Genomic DNA, 25,137 nt, shown 5'->3' with positions numbered 1-25,137 from the left:
TCACAGAGGTGTTTTACAATGTACAGAGTTTTGATCGTTGAAGATGAGGATATCATCAGAAAAGGAATTGCATATACGATGGACTGGATGGGCATGGGATGCACAATCGCGGGAGAAGCCTGCAACGGAAAAGAGGGGCTTGATAAGATAAAAGAGCTTGAGCCCGACATCGTACTTGCGGATATCATGATGCCTGTCATGGACGGTATCGAGATGATACGAGAAGCCAAGAAGACGGGTATAGGTGACTTTAAGAGTATCATCCTTACAAGTTATGCGGACTTTGAATACGCCAAGGCAGCAATAGACCTTGATGTCTCAGCATATCTTATGAAGCCTGCATCGGAAGATGAGCTGAAAAAAGATGTTGAGAAGATAATCTCTGAGATAGAGAAGGAGCATCAATACGAGGAATTTACCAAGAGAAGTAAGTCTGCAACAGACTTTGATACGGTTTACATTAAACAGGATAAAGACAACGACTACGTTAAGTACGTACTTGATGCCACCAAGGAGCACTACGCAGACAAGATAAGTATAGAGCTGTTTTCAGAACAGCTCGGTGTTTCAAGCAGCTATCTTTCCCGTAAATTCAAAGAGGCCACCGGTACCAGTTACCTGGATTTTCTTAACAAGTACCGCGTACAGCAAGCCATCAAGCTCCTTGAATCCGGCAAATACAAAGTATACGAGGTTTCCGACCTAACCGGTTTTACCGACTACAAGCACTTTAGCTCCGTCTTTAAACGCTACACAGATGTAGCTCCATCTGAATTTCTAAACTAAAGGTTGGGGGTGCCTTTGGCTTCCGGACACAGACGACTTAGCCCTAACTCTGTGCAAAAACAAAATTCGAGTATTTGGACGAGCCGATAATCCATGATCTTTCCGAAAATCCTTGGGAGCATTTTCGGAAAGACATGGATTACGGTGAAAACAACTTTCGAATTTTGTTTTTGCACAGAGTTAGGGCGGAGTCGTCAGTGTTTGGAAGTGGAAGGCGCCTTAGCCTCTCCAACTGTATAATTGTTAAAAAAGTTATGATGATTATTTTCTATAAATAGCTAGGCTTTCACTATTTTTGCTTTCATTTATATCGCTTTGCCCCAATCATGTATATTTTAATTGAAAAGGAGAACTTTGCATGATAACATATTAATTAAATAATTGTTAAGCGCTTGTTGTGAAGAAGAAAGAGGAATACTATGGGGAATAAAAGCGTCTTTATGGACACCAATATCTTTTCGGGCATTGTCGAGGATATAAGAGGATCAGCCATTGATTGTGCATTTCCTTGTAATGCTTTGAGTCAGGCACCTCATCTTGATACTTTTAGCGCAGGTAGAAGTATGCATGAGGTTCTAAAAACAATTCATGAAACAGATGAAGTATATAGGTCAGAATCGTCAGAGGCACTTCCGGGCGGGTTTCTAAAAATGAAGGACAGTATGCTTGCGGTAGATAAGGCTGCCAGTGAAGCCCTTGTGGTAAATGAAACAAATAATACTGATGGGGGTGTGCGCGAATTATGACCATAGGAGAATTGGAGCGAGAGATACAATGGTGTGATGATGCCCTTGATGACCTTGAAACTGAAGAAGGAATTATAAAAGAGCTGTATCAAGAAATAAGAGACGGTGCTGAGGAACCTATGAAGATATATGATATGACAGCAGCCGGTGAATTTAGGGGATATCTTGAAAACGAGGCAGAGCAAACTCATCATCAGGCATACACTGATGTGCATACCGCACAAGCTGACACATTAAGGCACTTAGAAGAAATAGCTCAGGCAAAAGAAAGGATTCGGGAGTATAGAAGACATTGCAAGGATGAACTGGAAGAGCTTAAAGCACAATTAAATAATAACGCTGAGCAAAAGGATGGAGAGGATAACTGATATGCTGATCTACGAGAAAAAGTCGTTAAGCGTTTACGGGGATAAAGAAGATATAAAATACGATGCCGAGAAAATGAGCTCATTCAATGAGCAATTAGATAGTGACTATGAATGGTTCAAGGACAGGGCTCGCATACTTGAAGGCAATTACATAAAATATTGCAACAATGAAACATTTGTTGGAGATGCGGCAGATGCTTCCAAAAAATTTATAATGGATGGACAGTGCGGAGAACTGCACGCCAAGAACATTTTAATCAAAAAAGAATTTGTAGAGACCTGTTTTGATATAGAGGAACTCTTCAAGGGAATGGTAGACTCCTCTCCTCATGCAAGAATAAGCACTAAAGTGTTACTGAAGATCAAAAAAGATTTTGGTGTTTACTATGCGCTAATAGATACAAAGGGCTTTGAGATAGAACGCCGTACGAGCAGGCTTGTAAATGATTACAGCAAGTGGGGGATAACCACTATCCCCAATTACAACAAGCCATATGTAGTGCTTGAAGCGTTTTGTGACAACGGTGGATTCCTGGACGAATGTATCAGAAAACTTGAGGATTTTGATCGTGATGCATACAATTATATAAACGGTAAAGACTTTATCACTAGAGCTGAAGCACTGAAAACAAAGATAAATAATACCGCCGGTGCGCTGGGTAGCATGACTGTTTATCAGCCCAATATGAAAAAGCAGTCTGTTTCGCTTGTTGCGCTAAGTTCAAATACTCAAGAAGACAATTTTTTGTATTGTCTTGGTTCTACGCCCGCCAATCAGGATACAGAAAACGAGTTAGAAATAAGTCATGTTATGGTTGAAAAGTATAGTTCAAAGTGGGATATTGAACTCGGAGATGCTGCATGGACAACTGCAGATATTGTTTATTGGAAAACGTTTGGAGGAAATGATTTTTTGTTTAAAAAGAAAACAGAATATCTAAAGAAATATAGTAACGTAATAAAAGATGCAGCACAAAAATATAAAATACCCGAAAAATTATTAGCCGGAATAGTTTTTAATGAGTATGGTGGAGATCCGTTATGGATAGATGATGTAGCTTATGGTATAAGGAAATATGATTGGAGTGGTAATGAAGAAACGGATAGTTTGACCATTACAAAGAAACCAGAACAAACATCTTTTGGAAATCTTAGTTTGCAAGTTCGCAGAGTAGCTGAAATGTATGGGTATGATCCTAACGAGTTAAGCCCTGAACAAGAGAAAGAAATAATAAATGACTTAAAAGATCCAGTGAAAAGTACATATGTTGCAGCAGCACATTTAAGAGATTTAAAGAATGTAGATTATGCGGAAGTCGCATCATGCGATATGGATGACAACATGATTCGAGATGTAGCTACTAGATATAATAGAGGTCCCGATATTCCATTAGACAAGATACATCAAAACACTTCATATGGTAACACTATATTTAAGCATGAAAAAGAAATAGAAAGTGCTTTGGAGGATTAAATGAAGATTGTTAGGTCTTTTTTCTGTTGTATAGCATTTTTAATTATTATTATTGGTGTTTTTATGCTAATAAACGGTTCTTTAGAAATGTATCCCACAAGCGAGCAAATAGAAAAATCGCGTATAACAGGATTGTTGTTTATTATTGTGGGGATGATTGCCGCTTTTTTACTAATCAAGAGAAAGCGCTAAAATAATTAGGAATAACGTTTATATTGATTGGACGGTTGATTTGCAATGAAGAAATATAGTCTGAATAACTAATATTGAAAGATGCCAATGAATGTATTATTGAAAAGCAAGGTAATAACTATAATAGCTATTTTAAATCGAATAATTGTAATGATATTATGGCTGATTGCAATGAAAGTCAACTGGATATCAATGAGCTATGAATACATAGTGTTTTTTTGCGTTATTGCATTAGATCATATATTGCTGAGAAACGGTTTGCGCAATTGTACCACAATTAAAAAAATATTAAACGTAATAGGAATAATAATTATAAATATTATTTTGAATTATGTATTTTCTTTTTTGGCTCCCCAAAAAATTGGATTAGAAATAGTGTATGATACGTATATAATATCTCAAGCGCTGATTATACTAGCTTTTATATATTTTTTGTCGGACATGTGTTTTAAAATAAAAACCAATTTGAAAAATATCGATAAATAAAAGGCAACTTTACGTCCTTTAATATGCTCTCATCCCCATCTACTGAATGTGCCATCATTGCGGTAATGTCCGACAAAGGGAATATACGTAAGATGGGCGGAGACGTGGTTGATGACATTGATTCCGCTATTGGTTATAAGGGTGATGTATACTCTGGAAGCATGGGAATAGATGCACCTGATCATTATCTTTGTATAGTGATCGGGTTTTTGTATTTAAAAATCCAGTTCAGAAATTCGGATAAGAAAACAGAAATATGGGTATTTAAAGATCTTTCTTTTTTCTAGAATAGTATTATCAAATTCTTGATTTGATGAAAGGAGAAGGATAATGAAAAAGAGATTAGCAATGGTATTGGCCGGACTCATGGCTATCGGTGTTGTTGGATGTGGTGTTAATTCAGCTCCCGCTGCACCTGAAGCAGCTCCTAAGGAGGAGGCAAAAACTGAGGCACCTGCTGATGGGGCACAGGAAAATGCGGAGGCAGAGGATGCAGGAGATGCTGCAAACCTCGATGAGCTTATTGAAGCAGCTAAGGCTGAGGGTGAGCTTGTTGTCTACGGTTCTTGTGAGGAAGAGTATTTAGCAGCTGCTTGTGAACACTTCCAGGAGCTCTATGGAGTAAAGGTTACATATCAGCGTCTTTCAACCGGTGAGGTTCAGAGTAAGATAGAAGAGGAGAACGGCAATCCTTCAGGTGATGTTTGGTTTGGTGGCACAACCGATCCTTACAACGTAGCTGCAGGTGAGGGCCTTCTTGAAGCATATGAAGCACAGAATGCAAGCCATCTTATAAGCGATACATATCGCGATAAGGACGGTTACTGGTACGGTATATACAAGGGAATCCTTGGATTTATGGTTAACATGGATGAGCTTCAGCGTATGAATATTGATAAGCCCGAGGACTGGAAGGATCTTCTTAAGCCTGAGTACAAAGGTCTCATCTGGCTTTCAAACTACAATACAGCCGGAACAGCTAAGCTTGTTATCAACACAATGATCCAGAAGTATGGTCATGACGAGGGTATTAAGTATCTTGTAGATCTTGATAAGAACATTGAAGTTTATACAAAGTCAGGTTCAGGTCCTTCCAAGAACGTTGGAACAGGTGAGTGTGTTGTCGGCATCGGATTCCTCCATGATGGAATCACACAGATCGTTGATAACGGTTACGGCAACATCGGACTTATCATTCCTTCAACAGGAACATCATTCGAAGTTGGTGCAACAGCAATCTTCAAGGGATGCAAACATCCCAATGCAGCTAAGCTTTGGATCGAGTATGCTCTTAGCCCTGAGTGCGTAGAGCTTGCAGCAGAGAACGGTTCTTATCAGTTCCTTGTACTCGATAACGCTAAGCAGCCTGAAGTAGCAGCTCAGTTCGGTCTTGATCCCGAGAACGTTATGAAGTATGACTTTGACGATGCCAAGGAGAATACTCCTAAGTACATCGAGGAAGTTATGAATGCACTCGGAAGTGCTGCAGACGATCGTTTCCAGACTGAATAATCATTAAATGCTAATGTGGGGCGGGTTTGGCTATAATCCGCCCCACATATATTCTGTAGTATTTTTACAAGGAGGACATAAATAATGGCAAAAAGTCAAAGTGCCAGCCTTGACAGGAAGAAGCTCATGGCGGATCCCATTATGGTGACCACCATTGCGCTTTTGATTGTTTTTTTGACTGTATTTATCTTATATCCGCTCGCAATCTTGCTGGTGGACAGCTTTGTTTCAGAGACAGGCTTTACTCTTGATACATTTAAGCGTGTTCTTGCGCTTCCAAACTTTAGACGAGCTATTACAAATACACTAAAGGTAGGTTTTCTTGTAGGTATAGCATCAGCTCTCATAGGTCTTTTGTTTGCTTATGTTGAGGTGTATGTAAAGCTTCGCACAAGATTCATGGAGGGGCTTTTCAGAGTCGTATCCATGCTTCCTGTTGTATCACCACCATTTGTTCTTTCATTATCGATGATCATGCTTTTTGGTAAAGCCGGTATCATCACTCGTTTCCTTTTGAAAATATATGACAACAGTGTATACGGATTCTGGGGAATTGCTATCGTTCAGACACTTACCTTTTTCCCTGTCTGCTACATGATGCTCAAAGGTCTTCTTAAGAATATCGATCCTTCTTTGGAAGAAGCTGCAAGAGATATGGGAGCGTCAAGATTTAAGGTATTCAATACAGTTACACTCCCCCTTATTCTTCCGGGACTTGGAAATGCTTTTCTTGTAACTTTTATTGAATCCATCGCAGACTTTGCAAACCCCATGATCATCGGTGGATCATACGATACTCTTGCAACAACTATCTATCTTCAGATAACAGGTGCTTATGACAAGCAGGGCGCGGCTGCAATGGCTGTAGTTCTTCTTGGAATCACACTTCTTATGTTTGTTGTTCAGAAGTATTATCTTGAAGCAAAGAGTACAGCAACTCTTTCAGGAAAAGCATCAAGAGAGCGTATGCTCATTACAGATAAGAGTGTTACGATTCCTCTTACTATTCTGTGCAGTGCGCTTGCTATATTTGTTATCCTCATGTACATCTGTGTTCCTTTCGGAGCAATGTTCCGTACCTGGGGCTACGATTTCCATCTTACATTTAAGTGGTTCGGACAGGTATTTAAGAAGTACAAGGGATTTAAGGCGTTTAAGGACAGCTTCATTTTGTCACTTATATCTGCGCCTATTACAGCTCTTTTGTCCATGATAATTTCTTATCTTGTAGTAAAGAGAAAGTTTAAGGCAAAGGGATTTATTGAAGCGGTTTCCATGCTTGCCATGGCGGTTCCCGGAACAGTTCTCGGTATCGGATATATCAGAGGCTTCTCCGGTGGACTTTTTGGAAGCGGAATCCTTCAGGGCTTGTACGGAACAGGAGCAATCCTGGTTATCGTCTTCATTGTTCGAAGCCTTCCAACAGGTACCAGAAGCGGTATCTCAGCTCTTCGTCAGATTGATAAGAGCATCGAGGAATCCGCTTATGATATGGGCGCTGACAGCTTTAAGGTATTTATGACGGTGACACTTCCTCTTATCAAGGACAGCTTCCTTAGTGGCTTTGTTACCTCATTTGTACGTAGTATCACAGCGATCAGTGCAATCATCCTTTTGGTTACACCTTCGTATCTGCTCATTACAGTACAGATCAATGAGTTTGCTGAGAAGGGTGCATACGGAATTGCCTGCGCATTTGCGTCAATTCTTATTCTCATAACCTACGGTGCGGTGCTCATCATGAATCTGCTTATGAAATACTTTGGAACCAGCCGCAGAGTACAGACAAACGATTAACGAAAGAGGTGTAAATAATGGCTAAAGAGAAAAAGGGTGTTCGCCTTGAACACATTTCAAAAATTTATAAAGATCCTAAGACAGGAAAAGATTTTTATGCGGTAAAGGATGCCAATCTTGAGATTGAGCCCGGTAGCTTCGTTACATTGCTCGGTCCTTCCGGATGCGGTAAGACAACAACGCTTCGTATGATCGCGGGCTTTGAGAGTCCCGACGAAGGTGAGATCTATTTGGGAAATGAGCCCATCAATGCTCTTACTCCCAATAAGCGTGATACGGCGATGGTATTCCAGAGCTATGCGCTTCTTCCTCACTACAACATCTTTGATAACGTAGCTTACGGACTTAAGCTTCGCAAGATGGACAAAGAGACTATTAAGCGCAAGGTTACCGATATTCTCGGACTTGTAGGACTTGAGGGCATGGAAAACCGTATGACCAATCAGCTTTCGGGTGGTCAGCAGCAGAGAGTTGCTCTTGCAAGAGCGCTTGTAATCGAGCCCGGAGTTCTTTTGTTCGATGAGCCTTTATCAAACCTTGATGCCAAGCTCAGAGTATCGATGCGTACCGAGATAAGAAGAATCCAGCAGGAAGCAGGAATAACAGCTATCTATGTAACACACGATCAGAGTGAGGCCATGGCGATCTCAGACAAGGTTATCATAATGAACGGCGGTAATGTTGAGCAGATCTCAACTCCTCAGGAAGCATATTATTATCCGAATAATAAGTTCGTTGCGGACTTTATCGGTGAGGCTAATTTCCTAAAGGGTGTTGTAGCGGCTCAGGATAAGGTTGAGATCGCAGGATCACAGATCAGCTGCGCAACAGGTAATTTAACGATAAATTCTGATTGTAATGTTGTACTCAGACCCGAAGGTGCTATACTTGGAGATAGTGGAGTGCTTAAAGGAAGCGTTAAGTATTCATGCTTCATGGGAGCATATCAGGATTACCATATCCTTGTCGGTGATACTCTTCTTAAGATTCAGGAATACAATCCTAAGAATAAGAAGATATACAATGTGGGAGATGAGGTATTCCTTAGCTTTGAGGATAATACTCTCTACGCACTTTAATATTAAGAACGGAGCATTATTATATGAATGCATGGTCACTTATTGAATTTTTGGAAAGCTCCAATGATATTGCGGTTGCAATAAGACTCGTTGTGGCGACATTCTTCGGCAGCCTTATCGGTTGGGAGAGAATTGTCAAAAGACACAGCGCCGGAATCAAGACTTTTGCTCTAGTGAGTTTGGGCTCCGCTGTCGCAACAGCACTTAATGTTTATCTTGCACAGTTGCCGGGACTTAACGCCGATGTGAGCCGTATACCTGCCGGTGTTGTAAGCGGTATAGGCTTTCTCGGAGCAGGAACGATCCTTGTCACCGGAAGACAGCAGATCAAGGGACTTACGACCGCTGCTTCATTGTGGGTTACATCCTGTATGGGAATGGCTATCGGAGGAGGCTATCTGATAATCGGAGTTGTATGCTTTGCTCTCGTTATGATCGCCAATGTCATCCTTCTTCATCTTAGTCATCGAGTAGAGGATAACAGCAAGTACATGAGCGTTTATGTTGAAGTTAATAAAACGAAAGGCGTCAACAAGCTTATCCAAACCTTATCGTCTGAAAATTGCAAGATAAGCAGTATGACCAAGAGCAAAGAAAAGACTCTTCAGTCATCGGACGCAGCTATCATTGTGGATATTGATTTTGACAGAAGACGTTCACATAAGGAAGTATTGGACTTATTAAATGCTCAGGAATTTGTTAATTATGTGGAAGAAATCTGACATTTTGTAAAGAAATCTAAAAATAGACTGATTAAAGAACTGCCAACGAAAAAACCTCGTTGGCAGCTTTTTTTATCTTGACATTTTTTTACAAATATATTAACATTACCAAAGTGACAATTATTTATTATCATGAAAAAAGTTGAAGGGGACAATTAAATGACGATTCTAGCATTTTTGGCAGTTCTTCCTGCCGCAGTTTTATTGTACGTTATCTACAAGGCAGACAATGTTGAGAAAGAGCCTATCGGGCTTATGGCATTGGTGTTTTTCTTGGGAGTTCTTTCCACGATTTCAGCAATGATCTTGGAAACGATCGGTACATATGTACTTGATCTGGCATTTATGAATATGGGTGGACCGAGAAATCTTATTTACACATTTCTTATGACTTTCCTTGTTGTCGGTGTTGCCGAAGAGGGCGGTAAATATTTCGTATTAAAGAAGATGACATGGAAAAATAAGGAATTCAATTTCTCATTTGACGGTATCGTTTATTCGGTGTGTGCATCATTGGGATTTGCAACACTTGAGAATATACTTTATGTTCTTCCCGGCGGTCTTGGTGTCGGAGTTGTAAGAGCTATTTTATCAGTACCCGGACACTGTATCTTCGGTGTGTTCATGGGTGTTTATTACGGACTTGCCAAGGGCAATGAGCTCAGAGGAAATATGGAAGGCATGAAGATGAATCTTCGCAAGGCTTTCTGGATTCCCGTAGCAATCCACGGTTTCTATGATTTCTGTCTTATGGCTGAAATGGAGATCTTGCTTCTTGCATTCTTGGGACTTGAGATATTCATGGTAGTTCGTGCGATTAAGATGATCAAGCTTATGTCCAAGACAGACATGCCTCTTATTCCCGGTGTCACTGCAGAGGAAGCTATCAATATAAGAAACATGCAGGCAATGCAGCAGGCTATGCCTCAGGGAATGGCCTTCCAGCAGGGTATGGGAATGCCCCAGGGAATGGCAATGCAGCAGGGCATGCAGATGACTCAGGGAATGGCTCAGAACATGCAGCAGCCCTATGCTCAGATGAATCAGAATATGGCAGGAAACTTCCGGCAGCCTTACACAAATATGAATCAGAACGTTCAGCAGCCTTACAATCAGATGCAGAACGGTTACGGATATACACCTGTTCAGAACGCACAGCCTATGCAGAATGATGCATTCGCCGCTCAGCCCGTTCAGAATGCACAGCCTGTTCAAAATGAGCAGCCGCTTCAGAATGTTCAGGAGATAGTTAATACAAATACTCAGAACACGGTTAATAATCAGACAGAGGAACTCTTCAACCAGGATCCCGCTATCATGATCCAAAATGAGCCTTTAACTGACGGACTTTCCAATCCGGCTCCCGTGTTTACGGCAGATGAGCTTTCTTGATAAATTATAATTTGATTAAAGACATTAAGATTGTACTAGGATTCTTAAAAATGTCCGATTTTTTCTAACATGGCTATAACCTATAATGACATTGTCGAAAAACGACAATGTCATTTTTTATTTCCAAATTTTATGGGAGGTTATGGTATGAAGAAAAAAATTATCGCAACTATTTTAGCTGCAGCAACTGTTCTTTCTATGACAGCATGCGGCGTTTCAGCTCCTGAAGCTCCTGCGGCACCTGCAGCTACAGATGCAACAGCAGCAGCGGCAGAGACACCTGCGGCAGATGCAACAGCAGCTGAGGCAGTAACACCTGCAGCAGACGCTATCACACTTGTTATGGCAGAGGTTAATAACCTTGATACCATCGTTGGTATGACAGATGCCAAGTTTAAGGAAGAAGTAGAGAAGAGATCAAACGGATCTATCATTATTGATCTTCAGCCCGGCGGAGTTCTCGGTGATGAGGCAGCTGTGCTTGATTCAATGCTTGGTGGCGGCGGAACAATCGATATGTCCAGAATTTCCGCTTTCGCTCTTACACCTTACGGCGGAGAGAAGTCAATGCTTCTTTCACTTCCTTACACATTCGTAAACCGTGAGCATTTCTGGAATTTTGCCAATTCAGATCTTGCACAGGAATTCCTTCTTGAGCCCTCAGAAAAAGGCAGAGGCATCAGAGGTCTTTTCTATGGTGAGGAAGGTTTCCGTCATTTCTTCACAAGAGAGCCAATTACAGGTATCGAGTCATTCAAGGGCATGAAGCTTCGTGTTTCTACAGACCCTGTTATGACAGGTCTTGTTGAGGGTCTTGGCGCATCTGCTACACCTATTGATTTCAACGAGCTTTATCAGTCACTTCAGACAGGTGTTGTTGACGGTGCTGAGCAGCCTATCGCTAACTACAAGTCAAAGGCATTCCCTGAAGTTGCTCCCAACATGATCCTTGACGGACATACACTTGGTGCTATCCAGGTTGTTATCACAGACGATGCTTGGAACAAGCTTACACCTGAGCAGCAGGAAATCATTACAGAGGCAGGTAAGGCAGCTTCTGAGTACAACCGTTCAATCTCTGAAGAGAAGGAGAAAGAGGTACTTGAGCAGCTTAAGGCTGACGGTGTAAACATCGTTGAAGTTGAGGATATTACTCCTTGGCAGGAAGCAGTTAAGCCTGTTATCGAAGAGAATACAAAGGGACAGGAAGATCTTTACAAGAAGATCTGCGATATGAAGTAATCTTTTTTTCAAGATTAAATTACAGTTTTAATTAAGCAATAAATTACAAGGCACAGAGAGTCTTACTTCCTGTGCCTTGTTTAGAAAAGAGGCATTTTATGGAAGGCATTTTTAAACAGATTGATAAGATCAAGCCTTTATACGATATGACATATAAGGTTATGCTTTTTATCTGCAAGCTTCTACTTGTTGCAGATATCCTTATCACTAGCATAGCAGTTGCATGTAGATATATACCTTTTGTTACCGCTCCTGCATGGTGTGAAGAGATAGTGCTTACACTTATGGCGTATATGGCAGTATTATCAGCTGCGCTTGCTATCAGACGCGGTGCACATATCCGTATGACAGCTTTAGACTCATATTTACCCAAGGTTGTAATTAAGGCGCTTGATATACTAAATGATATTTTTGTTTTTGGGCTTGCGCTGGTAATGATCACTGTGGGATGGAAATATGCACTCAAATTAGGAAGCATGGGATCATATACAAGTGTGCCTTTCCTTTCAAGATTTTGGCTTTATTTCCCGATTCCCGTTGCGGGCGTGGCAATGGTGGTCTTCGAAATAGAAGCGTTCTACAACCATATTAAGAGCATAGTTATTAAGGAGGAGAATAAGTAATGGCAATAAACACAACAGCTATTGCAATATTGCTTGTGAGCTTTCTCGTTATGATTTTGCTCAGATTTCAGATTGCGTATGCAGTAGCACTTTCATCTATTTTCTGTTTGTTATATCAGGGATTCCCGCTTACAACAGTTTGTCAGCAGATGGTTAAGGGAATCAGTTCTTTTAGTTTGATGGCGGTACCGTTCTTCATCACCATGGGTTGCATAATGGGTAGCGGAGGAATATCCGAGAAACTCATTGCTCTTGCCAATTCCTGTGTTGGATGGATGACAGGCGGAATGGCGATGGTTAATATCGTTGCTTCATATTTCTTTGGAGGAATTTCCGGATCTGCGGCTGCAGATACAGCATCACTTGGAACAATCCTTATCCCTATGATGGTAGAAGAGGGGTATGATGACGATTTCTCCACAGCCGTTACCATCACATCATCATGTGAGGGACTTCTTGTTCCTCCCAGTCACAACATGGTTATTTATGCCATGAGTGCAGGCGGTATATCTGTAGGAAGTCTTTTCCTTGCAGGATATATTCCGGGAGCACTTCTTGCTATCTCTCTTATGGTTGGATCATATATCATATCCAAGAAGAGACATTATCCCAAGGGAGAAGCATTTAACATAAAGAGTTTTATTAAACAGCTCGGAGTATCTATCTGGGCTCTTGCAGCAATCGTTATTGTTGTAGTGGGAGTTGTAGGCGGTGCATTCACAGCTACAGAGTCTGCAGCTATTGCAGTTATCTATAGCCTTATAGTCAGTGTATTCATTTATAAGGGACTTGACCTTAAGGGAATATGGAAGACTCTTGAGCAGTGTATTGATACACTTGCCATTGTGCTTATTCTTATTTCAACTTCAAGTATCTTTGGCTTTTGCCTGACAACACTTCATGTACCTGATCTTGCTGCAAACGCTATTATCGGACTTACACGTAATCCGATACTTATCGCACTTCTTCTTAACCTGATACTTCTTGTACTCGGATGCATTATGGATATGGCTCCCATCATCCTGATAGCTACACCTATCCTTCTTCCGATAGCACAGTCTATCGGTATCAATCCGATTCAGTTTGGTATCATGATCATCCTTAACTGCGGTATCGGACTTCTTACACCTCCTGTAGGAGCTGTATTATTCATCGGTTCCGCTGTAGGTAAGGTTAAGATGGAGAAAGTGGTAAAGGCAACACTTCCTTTCTATTTATGCATGATCATTGTACTTTTGCTTCTCACATTTATACCTGAGATCAGCATGTTCTTACCTAACCTGTTTGCTAAATAAAAGGATTATTGTATGGAATACAGATATATTTCAGATGTAAAGCCAAAGGATCTTATGTTTATAGCGATGCTCAGAACCTATCGTTCATTCATCGGAGTTATCAATGTTGTGTTTACGGTGGCTATGATAATGCTGACTGTTCATTTTTGGAGTCAGACCGGAGGCTTTATAAGAACCCTCATGCTCATCGGTTGTTTTCTTTTTCCTGTTATTCAACCTCTCGCTATTTACGGAAGAAGTGTAAAGCAGCTCGAGAATCTGCCCGGAAGAGTAGAGCTTATGTTTGATGATAACGGTGTTCATGTTGACAGTGAAGGCAAACACGAGGATATCAAATGGAATAAGATATCCAATGCCATCAAGCAGACCAATATGATCGTTGTTATGTCTGATGCGACCCACGGATATATGCTCACCAACAGGATTCTCGGTGATGAGAAAGAAGAGTTCTACGAATTCTTGTGCAAAAAGATTCGCAAATAAAAAGAAAAATAGAAATTTATCGAAGGCAGCGATATAATACTTTAATAGTAACTATACGCTGCCTTCTTTTAAAAATATGAAAAAATTAAAAGCCTTTTGGAAAAAGATCACCATAAAAAACAAAATAACTCTCTTTACGGGAACTGTTTTTCTTACCATATTGGTCGCCATTGTTTTTGATGCCATATTGATAAGACTTTTTGTTATAGACGTCAATGATATCATGGAAGACAATTCAAAAGGCGGAGAGATAGTTGCGGTTCTTGATAAGGAGAAAGATTGTTTCAATGCATATATAGACAACAATTCTTTGGAGAACAGAGAAGCTCTTTTGAATTCTTTCAGTGAGACGGCTAAGGCAATAAACGAGATCCCGCTTGATTACGACAGACTCGGAGAGAATAGGTATGCTCAGCTCTTTTCTCTAAGAACTTGTTATGATGTGTATTGTTCATCCAGAGATGAGTTAGTTAATGAGGAACTTCAAAGTCATGACTACGTAAGCAGACTTTATTCCGTTTACACAATGCAGGACTACCTTCTTGGCTATGCCCAAAAGTTTGTCGATCTTACTCTAAAAGACGGAAACGCCAAGTACAGAGAACTTATCCCGACCGTTTTTGCCGTTCCTCTTATCGCGGTCACTCTAAGTATCTTGCTTTTCTCGATTGTCCTTGAGATATCCAGGATGATGAACAAAGCGATCACTGAGCCTGTACTTAAGCTTGCGAATGCTTCAAGAAGGATCGCGGCAAACGACTTTTTTATCGATGATGTCCAAGCCGATAACGAGGATGAACTTGGGGAACTCGTAGTTGCTTTTAACAAGATGAAATATGCGACGGGAGAGTATATTGAGGCGCTTGAGCAAAGAAGGGAAGCACTTGACAAACTTCATGCGCAGGAAGTTGAAACTCTTGAAGCCGAGAAGCAGCTTGATGCGATGAATCTCGAGCTTTTAAAGAATCAGATCAATCCACATTTTCTTTTTAATACATTGAACGTTATCGGCGGAATGGCCAATCTAGAGGGTGCATCAACATCCGAGCAGATGATAAAGGCTCTTTCGTCGCTGTTTAGATATAACCTCAAGAACCAGGCTAAGGAGGTTCTTTTGTCACAGGAACTTAAGGTTTCGGAAGACTATATGTATCTTCAGAAGATGAGATTCGGTGACAGAGTTAAGTACGTTGTTAATTGTGAAGTCGATGCGGACAATGTTATGGTTCCGACTTTTACATTACAACCGATAATTGAAAACAGTATCATTCACGGAATATCTCCTAAGGTTGAGGGTGGATGCGTATCTGTCGATGTTTCCAAGGTCGATGATAATCTTGTTATTGTGATCAAGGATACCGGAAAAGGTATGGACAGCGAAACTCTTAAAAAGCTTCATGAATCACTTGAAGGAAAAGAGAATGGCGGTGTCGGAATCGGAATCGGAAATATCTACAGAAGAATTAAGGGCATGTACGCGGAAGGCGATATGAAGATTGACAGCACAGAAGGTGAGGGAACGACTATAACAATTACACTTCCTTATCTTACGGGCGATACTGACTAAATCAAGGAGAGTAGCTGATGTACAGAGTACTTATTGCAGATGATGAGCCTATCGAAAGACAGGTTATTTCAAAAAAAATAAAAGGTTTTTTTCCGGATCAGGTAGAGATTTTTTTGGCGGAAAACGGTGTTGAGGCTGTTGAGGAGTTTAAGAAAAATAAGTGCCGGATAGCACTTCTTGATATTGCGATGCCCGGAAAGAGCGGACTTGAAGCAGCAGAAGAGATAAGAGAGTTTGATCGTGATTGCAGTATCATTTTTCTTACGGCATTTGATGAATTCAGTTATGCGAAAAAAGCTATTGAAGTAAAGGCACTTGATTATCTTCTTAAGCCGGGATCCGATGAGGATCTTATCGGTGCTTTTGAGGAGGCATTCAGCGTTGCCGATAAGAACAGCGAAAAAGATACAATTTGCGACAATGATAAAGATATGGCATCAACGCTTTTTGATTTTGATGAGGGTGATGTTGACAGTAAAAAATCAAGCATAATCGTCAGAGAGGCTAAGAATTATATCGACGAACATTACAAGGAAGATATCTCACTTCAGGATGTGGCCGGAGTTTTGGGATATTCCGATGTTTATTTTTGCAAGCTCTTTAAGCAGAATTTCGGAAAGAGCTTTATCGTATATCTCAATGAATTTAGGATAAGCAAGGCAAAAGAGTTTCTTGCCAATCCCGCGATCAACATTAAAGATATCAGTTCAGAAGCGGGATATCGCGATGCCAATTATTTTACCAGGGTCTTTAAGAGGATGACGGGAAAGACTCCCAGCGAGTACAGAAACGGAGTATTGGGCTCATGAAAAAGAGATGGATAATCGCATCGACCATATTGTTTGCGGCAGCTGTTGCCGTCGTGGGCATTTGGTTTTTCAATAACAGAAAAAAGACTGAGAAAGCTCCCGAGTATGTTTTAATGTATGCCGAAAACCAGTCCGCGAATTATCCCACTACGCTTGGCGGAGAAAAGTTCGCAGATCTTGTTTATGAGCGCACGAACGGAAGGATCAAGATTCAGATAAAATACGGAGCGGAGCTTGGAAGTGAGGCAGAGGCCATCAATCAGATGAAGTACGGCGGAATAGCTTTTGCCAGAGTTTCTGTATCACAGCTTGCCGAGAAAATTCCGGAGATGAATGTACTTCTTTTACCATATCTGTATGATGATTCGGCGCATATGTGGAGAGTTCTTGAAGGTGAGATCGGTGATGAGTTCCTTAAGAAAACAGAGAACTATAACCTGGTAGGTCTTTCCTGGTATGATGCGGGTGCAAGAAATTTCTACAGTGCAGACAAGCCGATCACTTCGGTTGAAGACTGCGCCGGAATGAATATAAGAGTTCAGGAATCCGCGATAATGGCGGACATGATCTCTGCGCTCGGAGCAAATCCGATCAAGGTTGTATATTCTGATGTTTATTCCGCGCTTGAGCAGGGGATAGTTGACGCCGCTGAGAATAACTGGCCTTCATATGAATCGATGAATCATTATAAAGTCGCGAAGTACTATACTATCGATGAGCACGTGAGAGTTCCCGAGATGCAGATCTGTTCGGAGTATGTCTGGAACATGTTTTCTGATTCCGATAAAGAGATAATAACGGAGTGTGCCAAAGAGTCTGCTCAATATGAGAGAAAGCTCTGGATTCAAAGAGAAGAACGCTCCAAGAAAAAAGCTATCGACAGCGGAACACAGGTAACGACGCTGTCGCCTGAAGAAAAGAAAAAATTCAGAGACGCAATGAGCGATGTGTATGTAAAGTATTGCGGTGATGAAATGGATCTTATCAATAAGATAATTGATTATTGATAGGAGTTTTGGGAGGATGCTATGCCTAAGGGGGCCAATCAAAAGCTTAAGTTATATTATTTAGCCAAGATCATGGTAGAAAAGACGGATGATGAACATTTTCTTACCATGCCTGAGATAAGGGAACTGCTTGAAGTCTACGGTGTTACTGCAGACAGAAAGAGTTTGTACGATGATATGGAAGCACTCAGAGTTCTTGGTATTGATGTTATAGGAGAGCAAGAGGGAAGACATTTTTATTATCATGTCGGCTCCAAGCACTTTGAGCTTGCTGAGCTTAAGCTTTTAGTTGATTCGATACAATCTTCCAAATTTATTACAGAAAAGAAATCTTCCGAGCTGATAAAAAAGGTTACGGCTCTCGGCAGTGAGTTTGAGGCTATGCAGCTTAGAAGGCAGGTTGTGGTGCAGGGCAGGATCAAGACCATGAACGAGAGTATCTATTACGTGGTCGATGAGATTCACAATGCTATCGCTCACAACAAGAAGATCAGATTCGAATATCTTCAGTGGAATCTTGAAAAGAAGATGGTTCCAAGGAAAGACGGTATGTATGAGATAAGTCCCTGGGCTCTAACTTTTGACGATGAGAATTATTATCTTATAGGTTATGATTCCGCTGCATCCAAGATAAAGCATTACAGAGTCGATAAGATGAGAAATATAGTTCATCTTGAAGAAAAAAGAGAAGGCAAGGAAGCCTTTAACGCCTTGGATATGGCAGCTTATTCACGCATGAACTTCGGCATGTTCGGAGGCGAAGAGACAGCTGTAAAGCTTATGTTTAAAAATGAGATGGTCGGAATTCTTCTTGATAGATTCGGAAAAGATATAACGATAAGAAAGAGTAAAGAAGATGGTTACAGCGAGACAATCGTTAACGTCGCTTTGAGCGATCAGTTTTTTGGATGGATATTTGCACTTGGTAACGGCGTAAAAATAACTGCGCCAAAAGAAGTGACGCAGAGATTTGCCGATGAACTTAAAGACAGGCTCAAGAACCTGTATATCGATTAAAGATTTTTCCCAGGATTCCGGTTATTGCCGTAAAAGCAAAGGTTACGGCTTCAAGGAAAAGATATGATTTGTTTCCTGAAAAATATAATGCGAGAGCTGTAATTATACTGATACCGATTATTATATAAGATTTAAGCATGAATTTTTTGCTATCCGATTCTTCAACCGGTTTGTTTGGGTGATCTACGGGACCGGTGCTCAGGATAACAAGAACCGATATAGCGTATATTATCAGAGAAACCGGTGGCTGTGCGGTGATTTTTTTTACCAAAAAAAGACATGCTACAAGCAATAAACACGAGAATATATAACACGCTTTAAAGGTTTTAAGATGAAGACCTCCCGTGTATGAGCGCATCATAAGAAAAAAGAAAGAGAAGAAGAGCGCTTGCGGGATTGCATGCATAAAGGCTGCAATGACAAGAACGGATGCAAAGCAAAAAGCTGTTTCGAGTAAAGATTCGAAACCATATTTGTATATCTCGTAGTTTTCTTTTTCTATCACGTTCTTTTTAAGTATATAGTCAGTTAGTTTCTTGGACAGATATTCCATTTTTCTATTGATCCTTGTGATTCGGACAACCCGTACTTTCGAATTTGCTCTGTGCTACCGCGATGTTACACACTTTATCGCGGATTTCTTTTTGCTTTTTCTCACTTATCTTTAATTCGACTTCTTCATTTCCAACGTGCATTATTACATACGAATAGCTGATTCTTTTTACGTACTTATAATTTACGAGGAAAGACTGATGTATTCTGAGGAAAAAGAAGCGATTGCTCTCGATGCTTTTTTCTATGTCATTTATTTTGCCGTAAAATTGCCTAACAGAACCGTCGCTTAAATGGATATGTACGAGTCTGCTTGAGCTTTCAAAATAAACGATGTTTTTGAACGGAACTTTAATAAGCTCTCTTTTATAGATATATTGGAAGAAGCCTTCGTTTTCTTCGAGCTTTCCGAGAGCTTGATTAAAATACAATTTGAATTTTTCCAGATTGACGGGTTTGGACAGAAACCGGAATGGTTCAACTTCAAAGAGTTCTTTTAGGTAATTTTCATAACCCGATATGTAGATAAGGATCACATCCTTACTGAACTTACGTATGTTGCGGGCGGTTGAAATACCATCCATATTTTCCATCTCGATATCAAGGAAGATGATATCGTAGCCTTTTCCTTCTTCAAAACTTTTTACCAGTGGAAGACCATCATAGAAAATATCGATATCGGCGCGTATGCCGCTGTTTAGGCATTCATTGTTAACATGAGATTCCAACCATCCGGCCAGTTTAACGTCGTCGTCGCATATGGCTATTTTTAACATATCCTATCTCCTTCAAGCTGTTATCATTATGTAATGGTTAATTTTGTAGGATGGGTATGTGTTTACAAAAGGCACTTAAACGTTTTCTGTGCCTTCCTTCGTAGTATATCATATTTTGGCAAGCTTTTGAAAACACGTGTTGCATAATGGGGTGAGAAAATGTTTTAATGGAGGTTAGATGGGCTGTATAGAAAATATATAGGTGGTGGGGATATGACAGATCAAATAATGCTAATACCGGAATTTTTTGTTCCATTTCTTTATGCTTATGTCTTTAGTAAGCTGATGACACTGTTTCTTGGAAAAAAGAATAACAGAATCATTGCCGGAAGGATTGGCTGGGGCTGTTTCATCGTATATCAGATATTAACCAATCATTTTATTAATTTTATAAATCCCTGGATAATGATCAGTATCAATATTTTTATTCTTTTCCTGATCGGAATAATTGAAAGGGGCGCTTCCCTTATGCGGAGTGCATTCTTTGCAATTATTGTCTGCGTTATAAATATGCTTATGGAAGTTGCAGGCATATTAATTATGACTTTTATCGGCGTTGATAGTAGTATTACCAATATAACGGGCGGTTATATGGCTTCGGTATTATTGCTTATTATGGATATTGTTTTGAGCAGGACCAAGAGAGAAAAGAGACATAATGACATTCCGTTAAAAATCTATTCTATAATCCTAATTATTCCGATTGTAACCATTATTCTAATGAACTGGCTGTTTATGATCGCATCAATTCAGACAGCTTATGCCAATATAGCTATCATTTCGGGATGTTTTTTTCTGCTTATGAATTACATAATATTTGAGGTTTATGACAGGATCAGCCTTGATGCAGAGCTTAAATCGGAGAACAGGCTATACTGCAAGCAGCTTGAGCTTTGCTCTGCCCAAGCAAGCGATCAGGAAAATTTCTATGCAGAGATCAGAAGAACCAAGCATGATATGAAAAACCATCTTACGGGACTATTTGAGATGATCAAGCAAGGACATAACAAAGAGGCTTGCGAATACATAGAAAGGCTCCTTAAAGACGGTATACATGTCAATGCGGAGGAGATATCACGAAGCGGAAATATTATCATAGATTCTCTTATCAATCATAAATATAAAATAGCAAAGGAAAACGGGATTAAATTTGATGCTACCGTTTTTGTCCCTTCCAAGCTTGAATTTAGAAGCGATCATCTTGTCATCATACTTGGAAATCTTTTGGAAAATGCGTTGGAAGCATGCTATAAGGTGGCTAAGGGGTTAAGATATATCAACGTTGAAGTGTCGTATGAAAAGGGTATTCTTCATATTTGCATAAAAAACAGCTGCATAAGTGAGAAAAGAAGAGGAAGTGACGGGGCTTATTTTACGACCAAAGAAGATAAGGAAAACCACGGAATAGGCTTATCCTCAGTAAGGAAGGCAGTTAAGTATTACGACGGTGAAGTGAAGATAAAAGACAATATTGAAGATTTCACTGTAGTCGCAATTCTATATGGAATTCATTAAAAATTACATAAAAATCCGTATTTTTTACAACATGAAAATATGGCCTCCGAAAACGTTTATAATGGGTTTTAGCTCGAGCGAAGGAGGTACATATGGCGGGTTACAAAGATGTCTTCGAGAGGATCGAGGTCAAGTATCTTTTGGATGACATGCAATATGTAGCGCTGAGAAAACGACTTGAAGGTATGGCGAGGGTAGATAGTTATGGGAAGACTTCAATTCTGAATATCTATTTTGATACTCCGGATTTTACTCTTGTCGAGAATTCTCTTGATAAGCCTATCTACAAGGAAAAGCTCAGATTGCGTTCATATGGCGTGGCCGCAGACGACACCAATGCTTTTATTGAGATCAAGAAAAAGTATAAGGGCGTTGTCTACAAAAGAAGGATCTCAATGCCTTATTCGGAAGCAATTGATTATCTTGTGAAAGGTAAAGAGCTTGAAAATCAATCGCAGATATCTGCTGAGATTGATTATATGAAGAAGCACTATGGGGAATTAGTGCCTGCGATGGCGATCTCTTATGACAGGATCGCAATGGAGGGGATTCATGATCCGGATCTTCGGATCACATTTGATACTAACATCAGATGGAGAACGGACAAATTATCGTTAAAAGAGGGGAATGTGGGCAAGGATATTCTGGAGCCCGGGCAGCATCTTATGGAACTTAAGATCGCTGGAGCGATGTCCGTAGAACTTGCAAGGATTTTGGATGAGCTAAATATTCGAAAGACTTCATTTTCTAAGTATGGAAGAGGTTATATCGATTACATGAGCGGCAACGAGCCCAGATTTGTGGCTATGAGCACCGCCGTATAAAAACTGAATATCGGCAATACTATAATAAAAGACAGAAGGTAAAAAACAATGACAGCAGACTATATATTTGGGTCCATTATGACAAACGGGATGGTTACGGGGGTTACCTTCCTGGTTTCTACTTTTGCATCACTTGCTATCGGTATTTTTATAGCATTTATGTATACACTAAGAAACAGCTATTCAAAGAGCTTTTTTGTTACGTTATCGCTGATACCTGCGATCGTGCAGATCATTATCATGCTTGTTAACGGTAACCTTGGAGTCGGAGTGGCTGTGGCCGGAGCATTCTCTCTGGTTAAGTTTCGTTCGGCACCGGGAGCCGGCAAAGAGATAACAAGTATTTTCCTTGCTATGGCATCGGGCCTTGCGACAGGTATGGGATACATTGGTATTGCCGTTATCTTTGTTGTGATACTTTCACTTGTGAGTGTGATTCTCAACAGTCTCCATATTGGAGAGAACGAGAAGCTGCTTAAAATCACAATTCCGGAAGGATTGGATTTTGAAGGTATTTTTGATGATATACTTGCAAAGTACACAACCAAGTCTGAATTACAGGAGGTTCGTACCTACGGAATGGGAAGTTTATATAGACTGAGCTACAAGATCATCATGCAGTCAGGTGCATCAACCAAGAGCATGATAGATGAGATGCGCGTAAGAAACGGCAATCTCGAGATCAGCTGTTCCCGTACCGTGGCTATTAAAACCGAGGAACTGTAATAGTAGGAGGTGATCTTGCAATGAGGAAAAAGAAAGTATTGGCTAAGGGGCTGGAGAGACTATCCAGGCTGGCAGTTAGAAAAACTGTGGAAACTCGGTGCATGATGTATGGCCATCAGCCACTTGTACCTAAAGGAATGAAAAGTTTCCTATCATCAAAATAATAACAATGAACAATAAACATATACGTTTCGGCGCCTTGCCATATGCAGGGCGCCGAAATGCTTTTTTATAACAAAAAAGAATGTCGTAAGACATTCCTTGGACATTCCTTAGACATTCTTTTTTAGATTGCTTTTTCTTTTTTCTTTTCTTTTTTTTCTTCGTTAATCTTTTCTATAAGTCTATCAATTTCAGCCTGTGAAAGCCTAACGTAGTCATTATTAACTTCTGACATTAGAATACCTCCTATTACAAGACACCCCTTTAAAAACATTTATACCATATTTCGGTTCAAATTTATATAAAATTTATAAAATCCATAAAAAGTTCATAATTAATTATTGTAAACGCTTACATTCCTTGATATAACTATTAATGAGCTTAATATCCATGGCATCTGGATGTAAATATTTACATTTTATGGAGGTTCGATATATGGAACAATTAAAATACGATATTTTGGAAAAGTCGGGTTATAAAGGATATGTTTTAAAAGATGCGCCGATCAAGGTGCTTCAGTTTGGCGAAGGCAATTTTCTGAGGGCTTTTGTGGACTGGTTCTTTGACATAAGTAATGAAAAAGCGGGCTTTAACGGTAAAGTTATGCTTGTTCAGCCTATAGCACAGGGGCTTACAGATATAATAAATAAGCAAGAAGGGCTCTATACCTTATATCTCAGAGGAAGTGAGAATGGCAAGAAGATAGACAATAAGCGCGTTATTTCCGCTGTGAAATCCTGCGTCAATCCGTACGATCCCAAGGATTTTCAGAAGATGCTTGATGTTGCGACCGGCGATGACCTTGATATTATCGTTTCAAATACCACCGAAGCCGGTATTTCTTTTGACCCTTCATGTAAACTTGATGACATTCCCGCAAACAGTTTTCCGGGAAAGCTCACTCAGGTTCTTTATGCTCGTTTTAAGGCCGCTAAGAAAGGTGTTGTCGTTCTGTCCTGCGAGCTTATAGATAATAACGGAAAAGAGCTTTTGAAGTGTGTCAACGAATATATTGATCTTTGGGGACTTAGTGATGATTTCAAGAAATGGGTGAATGAGAGCAATATCTTTTGCTCAACTCTTGTCGACAGGATTGTTCCCGGCAGGATCAGGGATGAAGCGGAGATTGCAAGGCTTGAAGATGAAAACGGATATCACGATGAGCTTATCGATGTCGGCGAGATATTCGGTGTTTGGATAATTGAGGGGCCCAAAGAGCTTGAGGACAGGCTTCCGTTTAAGAGAGCGGGGGTTAATGTACATGTTGTTCCCGATGTTATGCCATATAAGCATCGCAAGGTAAGGATACTTAACGGGGCACATACAGGCTTTGTTCTTGGTGCTTATCTTGCCGGAGAAGACATTGTCAGAGATTGCATGAACAACAAGATAATCGCAGGGTTTATGAACAAGATGCTTGAAGAAGAGGTAATACCGACGCTGACGGATCATCTTGATGAGAAGGATCTTAATGAATTTGCGGCTGCGGTAAAAGATAGGTTTAACAATCCTTTTGTTAACCATGAGCTTATGTCCATTTCACTTAATTCGACAAGTAAGTGGAAGGCAAGAAATATGCCGTCGTTTCTCGGCTTTATAGAAAAGAACGGTAAGCTTCCTGTTTGTCTTACTATGTCGCTTGCTGCTTACATTGCTTTTTATTCAAGTAATATCAAGGGGCTTAATGACAAGGGACTTGTCTGCGAAAGACCATCCGGAAATGAGTATGTTGTAAGCGATGACAGGTGGGTTCTTGAGTTTTATAATGACAAAAAAGATGCATCGGAAGAGGAACTTGTAAGAGCTGTCCTTGGGAATACAAGGATGTGGGACATGGATTTAAATGAGATAGACGGACTTACGGATTTAGTTGTTGATAATCTCAAAACCATAAAAAGAGAAGGCGCTTTAAAAGCCTATGAATCCTGCCTTTGAGTAAGTTGTGAAATATTATTGAACAATGTGCACCTTTTGTTGCAAAACGA

26 protein-coding genes are annotated in these 25,137 nt (G+C 40.2%); 24 read left to right on the top strand and 2 right to left on the bottom strand.

Translation table 11 applies throughout. The annotated features are described in order from the left end of the window. Positions 1-18: 18 nt before the first annotated feature. The 19 genes from BM377_RS03425 (at position 19) to BM377_RS03330 (ending at position 18,597) form a co-directional block, all read left to right on the top strand. Positions 19-786, top strand: a complete 768-nt coding sequence (locus BM377_RS03425; RefSeq protein WP_092243727.1) for a response regulator transcription factor — start codon at positions 19-21, stop codon at positions 784-786. Positions 787-1,205: 419 nt separating this feature from the next. After that, complete coding sequence (locus BM377_RS03420; protein ID WP_092243724.1) at positions 1,206-1,532, top strand: hypothetical protein; 327 nt, start codon at positions 1,206-1,208, stop codon at positions 1,530-1,532. After that, on the top strand, positions 1,529-1,900 hold the full coding sequence (locus BM377_RS03415; protein ID WP_092243722.1) for a hypothetical protein: 372 nt from the start codon (positions 1,529-1,531) through the stop codon (positions 1,898-1,900). The genes BM377_RS03420 and BM377_RS03415 overlap by 4 nt, the downstream gene beginning before the upstream one ends. 1 nt (position 1,901) lies before the next feature. Beyond that, complete coding sequence (locus BM377_RS03410; RefSeq protein ID WP_092243719.1) at positions 1,902-3,374, top strand: hypothetical protein; 1,473 nt, start codon at positions 1,902-1,904, stop codon at positions 3,372-3,374. After that, a complete protein-coding gene (locus BM377_RS03405; RefSeq protein WP_092243716.1) occupies positions 3,375-3,566 on the top strand; it encodes a hypothetical protein in 192 nt (63 codons plus the stop codon). Positions 3,567-4,144: 578 nt separating this feature from the next. Further along, on the top strand, positions 4,145-4,339 hold the full coding sequence (locus BM377_RS03395; RefSeq protein WP_092243710.1) for a hypothetical protein: 195 nt from the start codon (positions 4,145-4,147) through the stop codon (positions 4,337-4,339). A 43-nt stretch (positions 4,340-4,382) separates the two neighbouring features. Next, entirely contained in the window at positions 4,383-5,564 is a 1,182-nt protein-coding gene (locus tag BM377_RS03390; RefSeq protein WP_092243706.1) for an ABC transporter substrate-binding protein, read from the top strand. A gap of 84 nt (positions 5,565-5,648) precedes the next feature. Continuing rightward, complete coding sequence (locus BM377_RS03385; protein ID WP_092243703.1) at positions 5,649-7,361, top strand: ABC transporter permease; 1,713 nt, start codon at positions 5,649-5,651, stop codon at positions 7,359-7,361. Positions 7,362-7,378: 17 nt separating this feature from the next. Continuing rightward, positions 7,379-8,440 (top strand): ABC transporter ATP-binding protein, encoded by a 1,062-nt coding sequence (locus BM377_RS03380; RefSeq protein ID WP_092243700.1) that lies wholly within the window; start codon positions 7,379-7,381, stop codon positions 8,438-8,440. 23 nt (positions 8,441-8,463) lie between these two features. Continuing rightward, positions 8,464-9,162, top strand: coding sequence for an MgtC/SapB family protein (locus BM377_RS03375; RefSeq protein ID WP_092243697.1), 699 nt, complete (start codon positions 8,464-8,466; stop codon positions 9,160-9,162). A gap of 159 nt (positions 9,163-9,321) precedes the next feature. After that, on the top strand, positions 9,322-10,554 hold the full coding sequence (locus tag BM377_RS03370; protein WP_092243694.1) for a PrsW family intramembrane metalloprotease: 1,233 nt from the start codon (positions 9,322-9,324) through the stop codon (positions 10,552-10,554). 147 nt (positions 10,555-10,701) lie between these two features. Then, the gene (locus BM377_RS03365; RefSeq protein ID WP_092243691.1) at positions 10,702-11,796 is read left to right on the top strand and encodes a TRAP transporter substrate-binding protein; all 1,095 of its coding nucleotides are present in this window, start codon (positions 10,702-10,704) and stop codon (positions 11,794-11,796) included. Positions 11,797-11,894: 98 nt separating this feature from the next. Next, positions 11,895-12,419, top strand: a complete 525-nt coding sequence (locus BM377_RS03360; RefSeq protein WP_092243689.1) for a TRAP transporter small permease — start codon at positions 11,895-11,897, stop codon at positions 12,417-12,419. After that, the gene (locus BM377_RS03355) at positions 12,419-13,714 is read left to right on the top strand and encodes a TRAP transporter large permease (RefSeq protein ID WP_092243686.1); all 1,296 of its coding nucleotides are present in this window, start codon (positions 12,419-12,421) and stop codon (positions 13,712-13,714) included. The genes BM377_RS03360 and BM377_RS03355 overlap by 1 nt, the downstream gene beginning before the upstream one ends. A 12-nt stretch (positions 13,715-13,726) precedes the next feature. Further along, a complete protein-coding gene (locus BM377_RS03350) occupies positions 13,727-14,197 on the top strand; it encodes a YcxB family protein (RefSeq protein ID WP_092243683.1) in 471 nt (156 codons plus the stop codon). Between the two features lie 187 nt (positions 14,198-14,384). Next, positions 14,385-15,764 (top strand): sensor histidine kinase, encoded by a 1,380-nt coding sequence (locus BM377_RS03345; protein WP_242948079.1) that lies wholly within the window; start codon positions 14,385-14,387, stop codon positions 15,762-15,764. Positions 15,765-15,781: 17 nt separating this feature from the next. Next, positions 15,782-16,573: a response regulator transcription factor gene (locus tag BM377_RS03340; protein WP_242948078.1), complete on the top strand. Its 792-nt coding sequence runs from the start codon at positions 15,782-15,784 to the stop codon at positions 16,571-16,573. Beyond that, complete coding sequence (locus tag BM377_RS03335; RefSeq protein ID WP_092243672.1) at positions 16,570-17,580, top strand: TRAP transporter substrate-binding protein; 1,011 nt, start codon at positions 16,570-16,572, stop codon at positions 17,578-17,580. Before BM377_RS03340 ends, BM377_RS03335 begins: the two co-directional genes overlap by 4 nt. Positions 17,581-17,601: 21 nt before the next feature. Continuing rightward, entirely contained in the window at positions 17,602-18,597 is a 996-nt protein-coding gene (locus tag BM377_RS03330) for a helix-turn-helix transcriptional regulator (RefSeq protein ID WP_092243668.1), read from the top strand. Here BM377_RS03330 and BM377_RS03325 read toward each other — a convergent pair. Together BM377_RS03325 and BM377_RS03320 are read right to left on the bottom strand one after the other, a co-directional pair. Continuing rightward, positions 18,575-19,150: an accessory gene regulator B family protein gene (locus BM377_RS03325; protein ID WP_092243665.1), complete on the bottom strand. Its 576-nt coding sequence runs from the start codon at positions 19,148-19,150 to the stop codon at positions 18,575-18,577. The two genes, BM377_RS03330 and BM377_RS03325, sit on opposite strands and share 23 nt — an antisense overlap. Before the next feature lie 4 nt (positions 19,151-19,154). Beyond that, positions 19,155-19,925, bottom strand: a complete 771-nt coding sequence (locus tag BM377_RS03320) for a LytR/AlgR family response regulator transcription factor (RefSeq protein WP_092243662.1) — start codon at positions 19,923-19,925, stop codon at positions 19,155-19,157. Positions 19,926-20,138: 213 nt separating this feature from the next. Between BM377_RS03320 and BM377_RS03315 the strand changes: the two genes are divergently transcribed. From BM377_RS03315 to BM377_RS03295, 5 genes are all read left to right on the top strand, one after another. Next, positions 20,139-21,440, top strand: coding sequence for a sensor histidine kinase (locus BM377_RS03315; protein WP_092243659.1), 1,302 nt, complete (start codon positions 20,139-20,141; stop codon positions 21,438-21,440). Positions 21,441-21,532: 92 nt separating this feature from the next. Further along, complete coding sequence (locus tag BM377_RS03310; RefSeq protein WP_092243656.1) at positions 21,533-22,264, top strand: polyphosphate polymerase domain-containing protein; 732 nt, start codon at positions 21,533-21,535, stop codon at positions 22,262-22,264. A 48-nt stretch (positions 22,265-22,312) separates the two neighbouring features. Next, on the top strand, positions 22,313-22,990 hold the full coding sequence (locus BM377_RS03305; protein WP_092243653.1) for a DUF4956 domain-containing protein: 678 nt from the start codon (positions 22,313-22,315) through the stop codon (positions 22,988-22,990). A gap of 20 nt (positions 22,991-23,010) precedes the next feature. Then, positions 23,011-23,154 carry a cyclic lactone autoinducer peptide gene (locus tag BM377_RS03300; protein WP_092243650.1) on the top strand — a complete coding sequence of 48 codons (144 nt, stop codon included), beginning with the start codon at positions 23,011-23,013 and terminating at the stop codon, positions 23,152-23,154. Between the two features lie 433 nt (positions 23,155-23,587). Then, positions 23,588-25,087 carry a tagaturonate reductase gene (locus BM377_RS03295; RefSeq protein ID WP_092243647.1) on the top strand — a complete coding sequence of 500 codons (1,500 nt, stop codon included), beginning with the start codon at positions 23,588-23,590 and terminating at the stop codon, positions 25,085-25,087. Positions 25,088-25,137: the final 50 nt, after the last annotated feature.

It is taken from the genome of Butyrivibrio sp. INlla21 (genome assembly GCF_900116875.1).
Taxonomy (GTDB): Bacteria; Bacillota; Clostridia; order Lachnospirales; family Lachnospiraceae; genus Butyrivibrio.
Note: the sequence above shows the minus strand (reverse complement) of the source record. Positions and strands in the feature narration are given on the sequence as shown.

Excerpts from the sequence above, each read along its gene's own strand:
- BM377_RS03425 (WP_092243727.1), top strand. The coding sequence starts at position 19 with ATGTACAGAGTTTTGATCGTTGAAGATGAGGATATCATCAGAAAAGGA.
- BM377_RS03420 (WP_092243724.1), top strand. The coding sequence starts at position 1,206 with ATGGGGAATAAAAGCGTCTTTATGGACACCAATATCTTTTCGGGCATT.
- BM377_RS03415 (WP_092243722.1), top strand. The coding sequence starts at position 1,529 with ATGACCATAGGAGAATTGGAGCGAGAGATACAATGGTGTGATGATGCC.
- BM377_RS03410 (WP_092243719.1), top strand. The coding sequence starts at position 1,902 with ATGCTGATCTACGAGAAAAAGTCGTTAAGCGTTTACGGGGATAAAGAA.
- BM377_RS03405 (WP_092243716.1), top strand. The coding sequence starts at position 3,375 with ATGAAGATTGTTAGGTCTTTTTTCTGTTGTATAGCATTTTTAATTATT.
- BM377_RS03395 (WP_092243710.1), top strand. The coding sequence starts at position 4,145 with ATGGGCGGAGACGTGGTTGATGACATTGATTCCGCTATTGGTTATAAG.
- BM377_RS03390 (WP_092243706.1), top strand. The coding sequence starts at position 4,383 with ATGAAAAAGAGATTAGCAATGGTATTGGCCGGACTCATGGCTATCGGT.
- BM377_RS03385 (WP_092243703.1), top strand. The coding sequence starts at position 5,649 with ATGGCAAAAAGTCAAAGTGCCAGCCTTGACAGGAAGAAGCTCATGGCG.
- BM377_RS03380 (WP_092243700.1), top strand. The coding sequence starts at position 7,379 with ATGGCTAAAGAGAAAAAGGGTGTTCGCCTTGAACACATTTCAAAAATT.
- BM377_RS03375 (WP_092243697.1), top strand. The coding sequence starts at position 8,464 with ATGAATGCATGGTCACTTATTGAATTTTTGGAAAGCTCCAATGATATT.
- BM377_RS03370 (WP_092243694.1), top strand. The coding sequence starts at position 9,322 with ATGACGATTCTAGCATTTTTGGCAGTTCTTCCTGCCGCAGTTTTATTG.
- BM377_RS03365 (WP_092243691.1), top strand. The coding sequence starts at position 10,702 with ATGAAGAAAAAAATTATCGCAACTATTTTAGCTGCAGCAACTGTTCTT.
- BM377_RS03360 (WP_092243689.1), top strand. The coding sequence starts at position 11,895 with ATGGAAGGCATTTTTAAACAGATTGATAAGATCAAGCCTTTATACGAT.
- BM377_RS03355 (WP_092243686.1), top strand. The coding sequence starts at position 12,419 with ATGGCAATAAACACAACAGCTATTGCAATATTGCTTGTGAGCTTTCTC.
- BM377_RS03350 (WP_092243683.1), top strand. The coding sequence starts at position 13,727 with ATGGAATACAGATATATTTCAGATGTAAAGCCAAAGGATCTTATGTTT.
- BM377_RS03340 (WP_242948078.1), top strand. The coding sequence starts at position 15,782 with ATGTACAGAGTACTTATTGCAGATGATGAGCCTATCGAAAGACAGGTT.
- BM377_RS03335 (WP_092243672.1), top strand. The coding sequence starts at position 16,570 with ATGAAAAAGAGATGGATAATCGCATCGACCATATTGTTTGCGGCAGCT.
- BM377_RS03330 (WP_092243668.1), top strand. The coding sequence starts at position 17,602 with ATGCCTAAGGGGGCCAATCAAAAGCTTAAGTTATATTATTTAGCCAAG.
- BM377_RS03325 (WP_092243665.1), bottom strand. The coding sequence starts at position 19,150 with ATGGAATATCTGTCCAAGAAACTAACTGACTATATACTTAAAAAGAAC.
- BM377_RS03320 (WP_092243662.1), bottom strand. The coding sequence starts at position 19,925 with ATGTTAAAAATAGCCATATGCGACGACGACGTTAAACTGGCCGGATGG.
- BM377_RS03315 (WP_092243659.1), top strand. The coding sequence starts at position 20,139 with ATGACAGATCAAATAATGCTAATACCGGAATTTTTTGTTCCATTTCTT.
- BM377_RS03310 (WP_092243656.1), top strand. The coding sequence starts at position 21,533 with ATGGCGGGTTACAAAGATGTCTTCGAGAGGATCGAGGTCAAGTATCTT.
- BM377_RS03305 (WP_092243653.1), top strand. The coding sequence starts at position 22,313 with ATGACAGCAGACTATATATTTGGGTCCATTATGACAAACGGGATGGTT.
- BM377_RS03300 (WP_092243650.1), top strand. The coding sequence starts at position 23,011 with ATGAGGAAAAAGAAAGTATTGGCTAAGGGGCTGGAGAGACTATCCAGG.
- BM377_RS03295 (WP_092243647.1), top strand. The coding sequence starts at position 23,588 with ATGGAACAATTAAAATACGATATTTTGGAAAAGTCGGGTTATAAAGGA.